This is a genomic window from Pectobacterium aroidearum, assembly GCF_041228105.1.
Lineage (GTDB): Bacteria > Pseudomonadota > Gammaproteobacteria > Enterobacterales > Enterobacteriaceae > Pectobacterium > Pectobacterium aroidearum.
Map to the genome: position 1 here is coordinate 3,607,481 of NZ_CP166097.1, position 13,914 is coordinate 3,621,394.

The 13,914-nt window shown below is 50.8% G+C and carries 10 protein-coding genes; all 10 read right to left on the minus strand.

What is annotated here, in order from left to right:
- Window positions 1-12: 12 nt before the first annotated feature.
- The 10 genes from cydA to sdhC all read right to left on the minus strand — a co-directional run bounded on the left by cydA (window position 13) and on the right by sdhC (window position 13,478).
- Window positions 13-1,581 carry a cytochrome ubiquinol oxidase subunit I gene (gene cydA, locus AB8809_RS16415; protein WP_015839520.1) on the minus strand — a complete coding sequence of 523 codons (1,569 nt, stop codon included), beginning with the start codon at window positions 1,579-1,581 and terminating at the stop codon, window positions 13-15.
- A 724-nt stretch (window positions 1,582-2,305) separates the two neighbouring features.
- On the minus strand, window positions 2,306-3,475 hold the full coding sequence (locus tag AB8809_RS16420; protein WP_369986530.1) for a tetratricopeptide repeat protein: 1,170 nt from the start codon (window positions 3,473-3,475) through the stop codon (window positions 2,306-2,308).
- A gap of 228 nt (window positions 3,476-3,703) precedes the next feature.
- On the minus strand, window positions 3,704-4,576 hold the full coding sequence (sucD, locus tag AB8809_RS16425; RefSeq protein WP_014914674.1) for a succinate--CoA ligase subunit alpha: 873 nt from the start codon (window positions 4,574-4,576) through the stop codon (window positions 3,704-3,706).
- Window positions 4,576-5,742 carry an ADP-forming succinate--CoA ligase subunit beta gene (gene sucC / locus AB8809_RS16430; RefSeq protein ID WP_015839518.1) on the minus strand — a complete coding sequence of 389 codons (1,167 nt, stop codon included), beginning with the start codon at window positions 5,740-5,742 and terminating at the stop codon, window positions 4,576-4,578. The genes sucD and sucC overlap by 1 nt, the downstream gene beginning before the upstream one ends.
- A 198-nt stretch (window positions 5,743-5,940) precedes the next feature.
- Window positions 5,941-7,167 (minus strand): 2-oxoglutarate dehydrogenase complex dihydrolipoyllysine-residue succinyltransferase, encoded by a 1,227-nt coding sequence (gene odhB, locus AB8809_RS16435; protein WP_181844510.1) that lies wholly within the window; start codon window positions 7,165-7,167, stop codon window positions 5,941-5,943.
- A 15-nt stretch (window positions 7,168-7,182) separates the two neighbouring features.
- Complete coding sequence (gene sucA, locus AB8809_RS16440; protein WP_015839516.1) at window positions 7,183-9,990, minus strand: 2-oxoglutarate dehydrogenase E1 component; 2,808 nt, start codon at window positions 9,988-9,990, stop codon at window positions 7,183-7,185.
- Window positions 9,991-10,248: 258 nt separating this feature from the next.
- Complete coding sequence (locus AB8809_RS16445) at window positions 10,249-10,965, minus strand: succinate dehydrogenase iron-sulfur subunit (protein ID WP_015839515.1); 717 nt, start codon at window positions 10,963-10,965, stop codon at window positions 10,249-10,251.
- Window positions 10,966-10,981: 16 nt separating this feature from the next.
- Window positions 10,982-12,748 carry a succinate dehydrogenase flavoprotein subunit gene (gene sdhA / locus AB8809_RS16450; RefSeq protein ID WP_015839514.1) on the minus strand — a complete coding sequence of 589 codons (1,767 nt, stop codon included), beginning with the start codon at window positions 12,746-12,748 and terminating at the stop codon, window positions 10,982-10,984.
- The gene (gene sdhD, locus AB8809_RS16455; protein WP_015839513.1) at window positions 12,748-13,095 is read right to left on the minus strand and encodes a succinate dehydrogenase membrane anchor subunit; all 348 of its coding nucleotides are present in this window, start codon (window positions 13,093-13,095) and stop codon (window positions 12,748-12,750) included. The genes sdhA and sdhD overlap by 1 nt, the downstream gene beginning before the upstream one ends.
- Window positions 13,089-13,478: a succinate dehydrogenase cytochrome b556 subunit gene (sdhC, locus tag AB8809_RS16460; protein ID WP_015839512.1), complete on the minus strand. Its 390-nt coding sequence runs from the start codon at window positions 13,476-13,478 to the stop codon at window positions 13,089-13,091. The genes sdhD and sdhC overlap by 7 nt, the downstream gene beginning before the upstream one ends.
- Between the last annotated feature and the right edge of the window lie 436 nt (window positions 13,479-13,914).

The following is a 13,914-nucleotide window of genomic DNA, read 5'->3' on the forward strand; positions in this document are numbered from 1 at the left end:
GTGGACTCCTGTTTACCGTGCTTCCTGCGCAGCCGCTATAGGTTGTTCAAAATGGTAGCGCCCTGTTCTCAGGCTGCTCGGCCCCAGACGTGCGTATTTGAACATCAGATACATTTCTGCAATCAGGAAGAGCGTATACAGACCACAGATCAGCGCCATTGAGAACAGGATGTCTCCCGCTGTCAGTGATGACGTTGCGACTGCCGTTGGCAGAATTTCACCGATGGCCCACGGTTGACGGCCGTATTCAGCCACAAACCAGCCAGCTTCAATAGCGATCCACGGTAGCGGAATACCATACAGCGCAACGCGGTGCAGCCAGCGTTTCTGACCAATTTTGCCACGCAGAACGGTCCAGAAAGACAAGCCGATGATCAACAGCATCAGAATGCCGCAGCCCACCATGATACGGAAAGAGAAGTACAGCGGCGCAACGCGTGGGATAGAATCTTTAACGGCTTGTTTAATCTGCGTTTCTGTCGCATCAGAGACTTTCGGCGTATAGCGCTTCAGCAGCAGGCCATAGCCCAGATCCTGTTTAGACTGATCGAACGCTTCTTTGACTGCCGGATCGGTGTTACCCGCACGTAATTCTTCCAGCAATTGGTAAGCCTTCATACCATTGCGGATACGCACTTCATGCATCGCCATCAGCTCTTTCAGACCCGTCACTTCTTTGTCAGTAGAGCGAGTGGCAATTAACCCCAGAGCATAAGGGATCTTGATGGCGTAGTTATTTTCCATCGTATCCTGATTCGGGATACCGATCAGCGTAAAGGATGCCGGAGCCGGCTGGGTTTCCCATTCGGCTTCAATCGCCGCCAGTTTGGTTTTCTGCACGTCGCCCATTTCATAACCGGATTCATCACCCAGTACGATAACAGACAGAACAGAAGCCAGACCGAAGCTTGCTGCGATAGCGAATGAACGCTTGGCAAATGCAATGTCGCGGCCTTTCAGCAGATAGTAAGAACTGATACCCAGAATGAACATCGCGCCCGTACAGTAACCTGCAGCCACCGTGTGAACGAATTTCACCTGAGCAACCGGGTTCAGTACCAGATCGGCGAAGCTCACCATTTCCATACGCATGGTTTCGAAATTGAAATCCGATGCGATGGGGTTCTGCATCCAGCCATTGGCAACCAGAATCCACAGTGCGGAGAAGTTAGAGCCCAGCGCGACCAGCCAGGTAACGGCCATATGCTGTACTTTTCCTAAACGGTCCCAGCCGAAGAAGAACAAGCCAACAAAGGTCGATTCCAGGAAGAATGCCATCAGGCCTTCAATTGCCAACGGCGCGCCGAAAATATCCCCGACGTAGTGAGAGAAATATGACCAGTTGGTCCCGAATTGAAACTCCATGGTCAATCCGGTAGCGACCCCCAGAGCGAAGTTAATAGCGAATAACTTGCCCCAGAATTTGGTCATATCTTTATAGATTTGTTTGCCGGACAGCACATATACCGTTTCCATAATCGCCAGCAAAAACGCCATCCCCAGCGTTAATGGTACGAATAGAAAATGGTACATTGCAGTTAAGGCAAACTGTAAACGTGACAGTTCGACTACATCAAACATTTTGACTCCTTGCTCCTCGCAGGAAGGGATTAGCTTGCAAACGCTGACAAGCCGCCAAACATCCGGCCATTACACCCAAAAAGAACACAACAAGAATTGCTTTAACACAGGCTGTAACAAACGCTATAAATACCGTTCACCAGGGCAGTCATACCCCGACAGCAAGTTCAAGATAAATCACAAGTATTACAAGTAGCGTACCCCATAGGGAGGTAGCCGTATATTACGCCTGTAATCCCCTACAATAAATAGGTTTTTACGTGACCCAGACTAGGTTTTTGGCTTCAAATCAACTTTTCTACTAAAAGGCTCGAAAGACGATAATTGACCTCGCGCAATTTAAGCCTATTTCAGAAATTATATCCAGAGGCGTTTTTTGATCTAAAACAATTTAACGCTTTTCTCGTGATTGATGCGTTGCATTAATTTCTTTATTGCACCTATTGTTAATACATTGTGACTTTTCGGTTTAATTAAAATTAATTCAGCAATATAATTTTTACTTCCCGTTATCGATTATTCACATGCTTTTCTTATCTTCTATTTTATGTCAGATTTTTATTTTTTATTTCTGGCAACAACGCGATATTTCTTATCAAACTGAAGTGAACTGCCCTGCCCTTCTCCAGTATGCCGTCGGTTTGTCACGCCAGATGCAAAAACGGAGACCAAGAGGCCTCCGCGGTGATAACAGATAAGGTGAGACGGAGCACACTGCGGTGATTTACATCTTCGCTTTCATGCGCTCGATAGCCTTATCGTAAACCGTGTTACTTTTCTGGCTTCTCGCAAGCTCATAATGCTGAAGTGCATCGCTGAACTGACCCGCATTCTCGTAGATTTTTGCAATGTTGTAGTACGAACTGGCACGCGTGGTTGCCGCATTGCTACCGTTTGCCAGCGCAATCGCTTTACGGTTAGCCCAAATAGCTTCGGCAATGTTACCCCGCTTTTGATAAGCCAAACCCAGGTTGCTGTATGCCTGACCAAACGCGCTGTCCTGCTCGATCGCGGCCAGGAACAGTGTCGTGGCCTGTTCCAGTTCACCGCGTCCATAAGCAGCCTCGCCATCACGGTTGAGCGTTTTTGCCAGTGCGGTATTTCCGGTAACTGAAGTGGCTGTCTGCGCCGGGTTAAGCACCATTGGCAACGCATTACCATCCTTCGCTTTTGAGAAATCGGCCTCGCCAACAGCATTGATATCTTCAAAATCACCGTTAGGGTTAAGGCGGAAAACCGTCCAGATATTCCCTGCTTTATTCAGTGGTACGGAATACGTCCGCACTAATGAACTCCCTACATAGACAAATACTTTTGCACTACTTGCGGAAAGCGCTGGTGAATTAGTTTTATCACCGTTCGTATAATCATGAACAGCATAAATATAACTTTCACCTAAACGCTTTTTATCAATGGTGATGGTTTCCGGCCCAAAGCTATCGGTATCATCAACATCAAGATTGGCATCGCGTCCTTTCTTGTGTTGGAAATAAATATGATTATCCGGATAAATAAGATGAGAATCTAAATCGAAAGGTCTTTCACCCCAGGTTAATACAATTCTCATACCATCCAGATTTTTCATTACTGGACTAATAGCATAAGTCATTCCATCACACGGACACTTTACTACCAGATCGGAATAACCTTCTTTTTTAATGATCAGCAGACTGTCCTGATCCACCGCAAACGGTGCATTAAGCGCCACGCGGCCAGCGGCATCAGAGCGAGCGGTTACTGACTGCGCGCCGTTCTTCTGTAGAATCACCGCCGCATCATCAATCTTTTTATCTTTAACCGTCGCACTCAGCACTTCAATATTAATAGACTGCGCGCTGGCAGCGCAGGTAAATACAGATAATGCCAGCATCAGCGCTTTTATATTTCCTTTCACACAACATCCCCTTAAGGCAAATTAATTAATCGTTCCCTGTTTACATGAACTCAATGAAATATTCTTCATTTCTGCTTATCACTAATCAGCCTTTTCAGGCGCGCGAATTATCCAATAAAACCACGAAAAAGTCATGTGCAATTCAATTGTGTCGATTAACCTCAATGGCTAAATTTGAATAAAAAAAAGCCACCCGAAGGTGGCTAGAGTATTTAATCGAATAATCGATTAACGCGCTAATATCGCTTTTACTGCATCACCGATATCCGCCAGGCTGCGAACGGTTTTAACACCCGCTGCTTCTAACGCCGCGAATTTATCGTCAGCCGTACCTTTACCACCCGCGATGATTGCACCCGCGTGGCCCATGCGCTTGCCTTTCGGCGCCGTCACACCCGCAATGTAGCCGACAACCGGCTTAGTTACGTGTTCTTTAATATACGCCGCCGCTTCTTCTTCCGCCGTACCGCCGATTTCACCGATCATAACGATGGCTTCGGTCTGCGGATCTTGTTCAAACAGCTTCAGAATATCGATGAAGTTAGAGCCTGGGATCGGGTCACCGCCGATACCGACACAACTGGACTGACCCAGCCCGGCATCGGTCGTTTGCTTCACGGCTTCATACGTCAGCGTACCTGAACGAGAAACGATACCCACTTTACCTGGCAGGTGGATATGGCCAGGCATAATACCGATCTTGCATTCACCCGGCGTGATCACACCAGGGCAGTTCGGACCGATCATCCGCACGCCGCTCTGGTCGAGTTTGACTTTCACCGTCAGCATATCCAGCGTCGGGATACCTTCGGTGATACAGATAATCAGTTCGATACCTGCGTCAATCGCTTCCAGAATGGAGTCTTTACAGAACGGAGCCGGAACGTAGATAACGGATGCAGTTGCGCCCGTCGCTTCAACTGCCTCACGCACCGTATTAAATACGGGCAGGCCCAGATGCTCCGTGCCGCCTTTACCCGGCGTCACACCACCGACCATTTGTGTACCGTAAGCAAGTGCTTGCTCAGAGTGGAATGTCCCCTGACTACCGGTAAAACCCTGACAGATAACTTTGGTATTTTTATTAATCAGAATGGACATTATTTACCCTCCACAGCTGCAACAACCTGCTGAGCGGCACCCGTCAGGCTGGTCGCGGCGATAATATTCAGGCCGCTATCCGCCAGTTTCTTGGCACCCAGCTCCGCATTGTTTCCTTCCAAACGCACAACAACCGGTACGTTAACACCCACTTCGGCTACCGCGCCGATGATGCCGTCAGCGATCAAATCGCAACGTACAATGCCGCCAAAGATGTTAACAAAGACAGCTTTTACCTTGTCATCCGACAGGATAATTTTGAACGCTTCGGTAACACGTTCTTTCGTCGCGCCGCCGCCAACGTCGAGGAAGTTTGCAGGAGAACCACCGTGCAGCTTCACGATGTCCATCGTGCCCATCGCCAGGCCAGCACCGTTCACCATACAGCCAATATTGCCGTCCAGCGCAACATAGTTCAGTTCCCACTGTGCCGCGTGCGCTTCACGGGAATCTTCCTGGCTTGGGTCACGCATTTCGCGCAGCTCAGGCTGACGGAACAGCGCATTGCCGTCCGCGCCGAGTTTGCCATCCAGACACACCAAATCGCCCTGCTTGGTGATAACCAGCGGGTTAATTTCTACCAGCGCCAGATCGCGCTCCAGGAACAGCGTCGCCAGACCCATAAAGATTTTGGTGAACTGTGCCACTTGCTTGCCGCTCAGGCCCAGTTTGAAGGCCAACTCGCGTCCCTGATAAGGCTGTGGCCCTACCAGCGGATCGATCGCCGCTTTATGAATCAGCTCTGGCGTTTCTTCCGCCACTTTTTCAATTTCTACACCACCTTCGGTGGATGCCATGAACACCACGCGACGCGTGCCACGGTCAACAACTGCGCCCAGATAAAGCTCTTTGTCGATATCTGTTGCTGCTTCAACCAGGATTTGATGAACCGGTTGACCCTGTGCGTCAGTTTGATAAGTAACGAGTTTTTTGCCTAACCAGTTTTCAGCAAAGGCGCGGATATCTTCTTTGTTACTGACGACTTTAACGCCGCCCGCTTTACCGCGACCGCCTGCGTGAACCTGACATTTTACGACCCACGGACCCGCACCAATTTTAGACGCGGCTTCTTCCGCTTCACGCGGTGTGGTACAGGCATAGCCGGTCGGTGCCGGTAAACCATATCGAGCAAAGAGTTGTTTTGCCTGATACTCGTGTAAATTCATGATGTTCTATCCATTTAGGTTTGGAGATAAGTCGGCAGGCGGTTTTTCATCACCGACTCTTTCGGTAGCGAAAAACGCCAATAACTCTCTGATATATTTGGATAACGCCGTTGAGAAAAAACGGCCTACATAGCACTTAATCTGTATATTTCGGGCGGAAATCGTCAGGATTATCCGCCCGAGAGCCTACCCGTCAGACTAAACGTCTAACAGCAGACGCGCTGGATCTTCCAGCATCTCTTTCACCGTCACCAGGAAGCCAACGGACTCACGACCGTCGATCAAACGGTGATCGTAAGACAGCGCCAGATACATCATCGGCAGAATGACAACCTGACCATCCACCGCCATCGGGCGATCTTTAATGGCGTGCATACCCAGAATCGCACTCTGCGGTGGGTTGATGATCGGGGTAGACATCAGAGAACCAAAGACGCCGCCGTTGGTAATCGTGAAGTTACCGCCCAGCAGTTCTTCAACCGTCAGTTTGCCGTCACGACCTTTCACGGCCAGATCCTTGATACGTTTCTCAATGTCGGCCATGCCCAGCGCATCCACATCACGCAGTACTGGCGTAACCAGACCGCGCGGAGTAGAAACCGCAATGCTGACATCGAAATAGTTGTGGTAAACCACATCTTCGCCATCAATAGAGGCATTTACTTCAGGGTAACGCTTCAGCGCTTCAACCACGGCTTTGATGTAGAAGGACATAAAGCCCAGACGCACACCATGACGTTTCTCAAACGCTTCGCCGTATTGCTTGCGCAGATCCATAATGGGCTGCATGTTGATTTCGTTGAACGTCGTCAACATGGCCGTGCTGTTTTTCGCTTCCAGCAGGCGCTCTGCAACACGCTTACGCAGGCGCGTCATCGGTACGCGTTTTTCGCTGCGCGCACCCAAAGCCGGTGCCGGAGAAGCCGCCGGAGCCTCAGACTTAGCCGCTTTGCCAGATTCTTTCTTCTGAGAAGCCAAATGCTTATCGACGTCTTCACGAGTAATTCGACCGCCTACACCGCTGCCTTTGATCGCAGAAGCATCGAGATCATGCTCAGCAATCAGACGGCGGATCGCCGGGCTAAGCGCGTCGCTATTCTCTTCTTCCAGCCCAGCGGTATGACGCTGGGCCGGTGTTGATTCTTTGCTCTGTGACTTCTCACTGGTTTCTTTACCAGAGCTGTCACCACGGCGGATGCGGCCCAGCAACTGGCGAGACGTTACCGTAGCACCTTCTTCTTCCAGCACGGCATCCAGAATGCCAGCTTCAGAGGCAGGCACTTCCAGTACAACTTTGTCAGTTTCAATTTCAACCAGTACTTCATCGCGCTGAACGCTATCGCCTGGTTTTTTATGCCAGGTCGCAACAGTGGCGTCAGCGACGGATTCAGGCAGGTCGGGTACAAGAATATCTACGCTACTCATTATCTATCCTTTTATTTAATCAACGTTCAGCGCGTCATCGACCAGATCTTGCTGTTGTTTCTGGTGTACGGACATATAGCCAACGGCGGGTGATGCAGACGCCGGGCGTCCTGCGTAACGTAAAGAAGCCCCAAACGGAATCACTTCACGGAAATGGTGCTGACTGCAATACCAGGCTCCCTGATTCAGCGGCTCTTCCTGACACCACACGAAATCGTGAACATGGGCAAAAGATTCCAGTGCCGCTTGTACTGCCTGATGCGGGAACGGATAAAGTTGCTCGATACGGACGATCGCGACATCTTTTTGCTCGTTCTTGCGGCGCTGTTCCAGCAAATCATAGTAGACCTTGCCGGAACAAAGCACGACACGCTTCACGGCGGCCGGATCTAATTCTTCTATTTCACCAATCGCTGGCTGGAAGGAACCGTTCGCCAGTTCTTCCAGTGAAGAGATCGCCAGCGGATGGCGTAACAGGGATTTCGGCGACATGACCACTAGCGGACGGCGCATTCCACGCAGCGCCTGGCGGCGAAGCATGTGATACACCTGTGCAGGCGTTGACGGAATACAAACCTGCATATTTTGCTCAGCGCACAATTGCAGATAACGTTCCAGTCTCGCAGACGAGTGCTCAGGGCCCTGACCTTCGTAACCGTGCGGCAGCAGCATCACCAGACCACACATCCGGCCCCACTTCTGCTCGCCGGAGCTAATGAACTGGTCGATAACCACCTGCGCACCGTTGGCGAAGTCACCAAACTGCGCTTCCCAGATGGTCAGCGTGCGCGGTTCTGCGGTCGCATACCCGTATTCAAACGCCAGAATCGCTTCTTCGGACAATACGGAGTCCCAGACGTTAAACGCGCCCTGCCCGTTATGCACATGATCCAGCGGCGTGTAGCTGGAACCGTTTTTCTGGTTATGCACGACAGCATGACGATGGAAGAACGTACCGCGGCCGCTATCCTCACCGGACAGGCGAATCGGAATACCCTCATCGACCAGCGTCGCGTAGGCCAGCGTTTCCGCTCCACCCCAGTCAAACGGCTTGTTGCCTGCGGCCATTTCAGCACGGTCAGCATAGACTTTGGCAACGCGAGGATGAACATCAATCCCTTCCGGCACTTCACTGATACGCTTCGCCAGTTCCTGCAAGCGTTTCATTTCTGTTGCGTGCGGATAAGGCTCATCCCACTCATGGTTCAAATACGGCGTCCAGGTAAAGGACTGCATGTCCATTTCACGCCATTCTTCCACCACACATTCACCCGCATCCAGCGCATCGCGGTACAGGTTGACCATTTCGGTGGCATCTTCCGGCGTGATGGATTTTTCCTGCTCCAGACGATCGGCATACACCTTACGCGGCGTAGGGTGTTTTTTGATCTTCTGGTACATCATCGGCTGCGTTGCACTTGGCTCGTCAGCTTCGTTATGACCGTGACGGCGGTAACAAATCAAATCGATAAACACATCGCGTTTGAAAGCATTACGGAAATCCAGCGCCAGACGCGTCACAAACGCCACCGCTTCGGGATCGTCTGCGTTAACGTGGAAAATAGGCGCCTGCACCATTTTACCGATATCGGTACAGTACTCGGTGGAGCGAATATCCAGCGGGTTAGACGTGGTGAAGCCGATACGGTTATTGATAACAATACGCAGCGTGCCACCCACTTCATAGCCACGCACCGTCGACATATTCAGCAGTTCCTGCACCACACCCTGACCACTGACTGCCGCATCGCCGTGAATGGTTATTGGCAGAACACGCGGACCACTCTGGCTATTAAGACGGTCAAGACGCGCACGAACCGATCCCGTCACAACCGGGCTGACGATCTCCAGATGCGAGGGGTTGAACGCCAGCGCCAAGTGCACCAGACCACCAGCAGTTTCAAATTCAGACGAGAAGCCCTGATGATATTTAACGTCACCTGTACCCAGATGTTCTTTATGTTTACCGGCGAACTCGTCGAACAGATCCTGAGATTTTTTGCCCAATACGTTGATTAGCACGTTGAGGCGGCCACGGTGCGCCATCCCCAACACGACTTCACGCGTATCGTTTGCACCCGCATGGCGAATCAGCTCTTTCAGCATCGGAACCAGCGCATCACCGCCTTCCAGAGAGAAACGCTTGGCGCCGGGATATTTAGCACCCAGATAACGCTCCAGCCCTTCGGCTGCGGTTAACTCTTTCAGGAAACGGCGTTTCTCGTCTATCGTAAATGACGGTTGCCCCATTACCGATTCGATACGCTGCTGGATCCAGCGCTTCTCTTCCGTACTGGTGATGTGCATGTATTCCGCACCGATAGAACCGCAATAGGTGCGCTTCAGTGCTTCATACAGGTCTTCCAGCTTCATGGTGTCTTTGCCGATGGCAAAAGAACCCACGTTGAAGGATTCCTGTAGGTCATCCTGCGTCAGGTTATGGTAATCCAGATCCAATTCTGCCACTGGCTCTTGGGGGCGCAGGAAAATCGGGTCCAGATTAGCACGCTGATGTCCACGGAAGCGGAACGCATTGATCAGCTGCAATACCTTGACCTGCTTAGCATCAATATCGGGATCGGTGACTGATGAGGTAAAGCGCGAAGCGTCTTTCGCCAGACGGCGGAAATATTCACGCGTTTTGGAATGGAGTTGATCCGGTTTGACCCCACTCGTAGGCAATTGCTGGAAGATCGAGCGCCAGCTATGTTCGATCGAGTCAGGATCGGTTAAAAAATCTTCATAGAGTTGCTCTATGTAGGACTGATTCGCACCCGCCAAATAGGAGGAATCCAGCCAGGCCTTCATTGCGCCGTTCTGCATTATGATCCCTTAAGCTAATAAGCTTCAGTTTTCGCCGTGGTTAACATGTAATTTAGTGCCCGTATATCGTTTACCCTACAAACGGTTCACTTGTCGTACATCGGTACGCGCTTAGGGTATCCATCCCCCCTAAGGAACCTTTAAAAACCGGTTCTGGCGCGTAAGCCGGTTTTTAAAGGTTTCCTGCGCTCCCTCTGAAGAATAGCAACTTCAGAGGGAGATACATGTTTTACTACTTAATCTTTATGCAATAACGCGTTACGCGCTGCGGTGCAACAGCATCGATTTAATATGACCGATAGCCTTGGTCGGGTTCAGCCCTTTCGGACACACGTTCACACAGTTCATGATGCCGTGGCAGCGGAAGACGCTGAACGCATCGTCCAACTCGTCCAGCCGTGGCTTGGTTTCCGTATCGCGACTGTCGATCAGGAAACGGTAAGCCGCCAACAGTCCCGCAGGCCCAACAAACTTGTCCGGGTTCCACCAGAACGACGGGCAAGACGTTGAACAGCAGGCGCACATGATGCATTCATACAACCCATCCAGCTTGGCACGTTGATCGGGCGATTGCAGATGCTCACGCGCCGGCGGATTTTTCCCATTATTCAACAGGTAAGGCTTTATTTTCTCATATTGGGCATAGAACTGTCCCATGTCCACTACCAAATCACGTACAACCGGTAATCCAGGTAAAGGACGGATAACAATTTTGCTGTTTCCGCGACGTAACGCGGAAACTGGCGTAATACAGGCCAGCCCGTTTTTGCCGTTCATGTTAACGCCATCGGATCCGCAGACGCCTTCACGGCAGGAACGACGGAATGACAGTGTCGGATCCTGCTCTTTCAGCAGCATCAGCGCATCCAGCAGCATCATGTCGCGGCCTTCTTCCGCTTCCAACTGGTAATCCTGCATCCGCGGAGCATCGTCAACATCCGGGTTGTAACGATAAATAGAAAATTCGAGTTTCATCGTTTGATCTCCGCAATTAATAAGTACGTACTTTCGGCGGGAACGCCGGACGCAGTTTAGGCTGCATGTTCACCTCGCGGCGCGTCATGCTGTCGGTTTGCGGCAGATACAACGAATGGCACAGCCAATTCTCATCGTCACGCTCTGGGTAGTCGAAGCGGCTATGTGCGCCACGGCTTTCGGTACGGAAGTTGGCGGATACAGCTGTCGCATAGGCGGTTTCCATCAGGTTATCCAGCTCCAGGCACTCGATACGCTGGGTGTTGAACTCGCTTGAGGTGTCATCCAGACGCGCATTTTTCAGGCGTTCGCGGATGACTTTCAGCTCTTCCAACCCTTTCGCCATCGCATCGCCTTCGCGGAAGACCGAGAAGTTATTCTGCATACAGGATTGCAGCGCCTTACGAATTTCAACCGGATCTTCCCCTGAGCGGGTATTGTTCCAGCGGTTCAGACGATCAAGCGATGCTTCAATATCGGAATCGCTGGCATCACGGCTAGTGCCCTGCTCTTCCAGAGACTCTTGCAGGTGAATACCTGCCGAACGACCGAATACCACTAGGTCGAGCAGCGAGTTACCGCCCAGACGGTTGGCGCCATGCACCGATACGCAGGCAATTTCACCCACGGCGAACAGCCCTGGAATCACCACGTCTTCGCCTTTCTCATTCACCGTCAACGCCTGACCGCTCACTTTGGTCGGAATACCGCCCATCATGTAGTGGCAAGTTGGAATAACCGGAATCGGCTCTTTAACCGGATCGACGTGAGCAAACGTACGGGACAGTTCCAAAATACCCGGCAGACGGGATTCCAGAACGTCTTTACCCAGATGATCCAGCTTCAGCTTGGCATGAGGTCCCCACGGACCTTCACAGCCGCGGCCTTCACGAATTTCGATCATGATGGAACGCGCAACAACGTCACGGCCCGCCAGATCTTTCGCGTTCGGCGCGTAGCGCTCCATGAAACGTTCACCGTGTTTGTTCAGCAGGTAGCCGCCTTCACCACGGCAGCCTTCGGTCACCAGCACACCCGCACCCGCGATACCGGTTGGGTGGAACTGCCACATTTCCATATCCTGCAACGGAACACCGGCACGCAATGCCATGCCTACGCCGTCACCCGTATTAATGTGTGCGTTGGTCGTGGATTGATAGATACGGCCCGCACCGCCCGTTGCCAGTACGGTCGCTTTCGCTTTGAAATAAACGACTTCACCGGTTTCGATACAGATCGCCGTACAGCCGACTACCGCGCCATCCTGGTTCTTCACCAGATCGAGGGCGTACCATTCGGAGAAAATAGTCGTATGATTTTTCAGGTTCTGCTGATACAGCGTATGCAACAGCGCGTGACCGGTACGGTCAGCGGCAGCCGCCGTACGTGCGGCCTGCTCGCCGCCAAAGTTCTTGGATTGACCACCGAACGGACGCTGATAAATGCTGCCATCATCCAGACGGGAGAACGGTAATCCCATGTGTTCCAGCTCCAGAATCGCTTCCGGTCCGGTTTTACACATATATTCAATTGCGTCCTGATCGCCAATGTAATCCGACCCTTTTACGGTGTCATACATGTGCCATTCCCAGTTATCTTCATGGGTGTTACCCAGCGCAACGGTAATACCACCCTGCGCAGACACGGTATGGGAACGGGTTGGGAAGACTTTCGATAACAGGGCACAGGACAGGCCCATTTGGGAGATTTGCAGCGCGGCGCGCATACCTGCGCCACCGGCACCAACAACAACTGCATCAAATTCTCTGACTGGCAAATTCATCACGCACCCCACACCACAATAGTTCCATAAATGACGTACACCAACAGCGCTACGACAATCGCCAACTGTAAAGTCAGGCGTAAGGCCAGCGGTTTAATGTAGTCGGTCAGCACTTGCCACATCCCTATCCAGGCATGAACCAGAATGGAAAATAACGTTAGCAGTGTGAATACTTTGGTGAGAGCCATCGAGAAGAAACCACGCCAGATTTCATACGTGATATCGCCAGCCGTAGCAATAAAACCAATAATATAAATTACATACAGAACAATGACGATGGCGGAAGCGCGAATCAGTAACCAATCGTGTACGCCATTGCGTCCTAACGCAGAAGCATTGCTTACCATACGAGGACTCCAGCCAGAATTGAAAGCACGACAGTAATAATAAAGGAGATATTTGCAGAACGCTTACCTGCGGCAAGGTCTTCTTCTATATAGCCAAAATCCATCAAGAGATGACGTAAACCACCAACAATGTGATAAGCCAACGCAACGAGGATACCCCAAACGATAAATTTGACGATGAAGCTATCCATAATTTCCGCAGCACGCAGGAATCCTTCCTCTGAAGAAAGAGAAGTGCCTAACAGCCACAGTAAAATACCGACAGCGACAAAGGTGATAACGCCGGAGACGCGGTGAAGAATAGATGCTATCGCAGTAACGGGAAACTGGATCGTCTGCAATTCCAGATTGACAGGTCTTTGTTTTTTCACGGATTTGCCCACACAGCTTTTATTATTGTTTCTTCCTCCGGGCCTGATGTGAGGTCAGACAGTATGAAAGTTGCAGCCCTGAAGAGTGGGTTTACGATACGCGCTCAAACATCGACATTCCGGTGTCTAAACAGCGCATGATCCTTTCATACTGGGTGCTCCTACTGCAGGGTGATTCCGGAGACCTGGCGGCAGTATAGGTCCTTCACATTCCTATTACAATTCCCATACAAACTGTTTGGTGACATTTGCCCCGAACAGTGATTTAGATCACGAATTTCACAATTTATATAAAATTAATTATCTGATTTGACAAAAGTTCAACATTTCAATTACAACTAGGGGATTGAGTTCCTTATGATGTGTTAAAGCACACGGCGACACTTCCACACTGGCGTAACTTATGTAACAGTGGGGAGAGAGTCCACGTAAAAGTCATAGGTAATGA

What these genes read in the sequence shown, in the direction of transcription:
- cydA (WP_015839520.1), bottom strand. Translation starts at nt 1,581, where the DNA reads ATGTTTGATGTAGTCGAACTGTCACGTTTACAGTTTGCCTTAACTGCA.
- sucD (WP_014914674.1), bottom strand. Translation starts at nt 4,576, where the DNA reads ATGTCCATTCTGATTAATAAAAATACCAAAGTTATCTGTCAGGGTTTT.
- sucC (WP_015839518.1), bottom strand. Translation starts at nt 5,742, where the DNA reads ATGAATTTACACGAGTATCAGGCAAAACAACTCTTTGCTCGATATGGT.
- odhB (WP_181844510.1), bottom strand. Translation starts at nt 7,167, where the DNA reads ATGAGTAGCGTAGATATTCTTGTACCCGACCTGCCTGAATCCGTCGCT.
- sucA (WP_015839516.1), bottom strand. Translation starts at nt 9,990, where the DNA reads ATGCAGAACGGCGCAATGAAGGCCTGGCTGGATTCCTCCTATTTGGCG.
- AB8809_RS16445 (WP_015839515.1), bottom strand. Translation starts at nt 10,965, where the DNA reads ATGAAACTCGAATTTTCTATTTATCGTTACAACCCGGATGTTGACGAT.
- sdhA (WP_015839514.1), bottom strand. Translation starts at nt 12,748, where the DNA reads ATGAATTTGCCAGTCAGAGAATTTGATGCAGTTGTTGTTGGTGCCGGT.
- sdhD (WP_015839513.1), bottom strand. Translation starts at nt 13,095, where the DNA reads ATGGTAAGCAATGCTTCTGCGTTAGGACGCAATGGCGTACACGATTGG.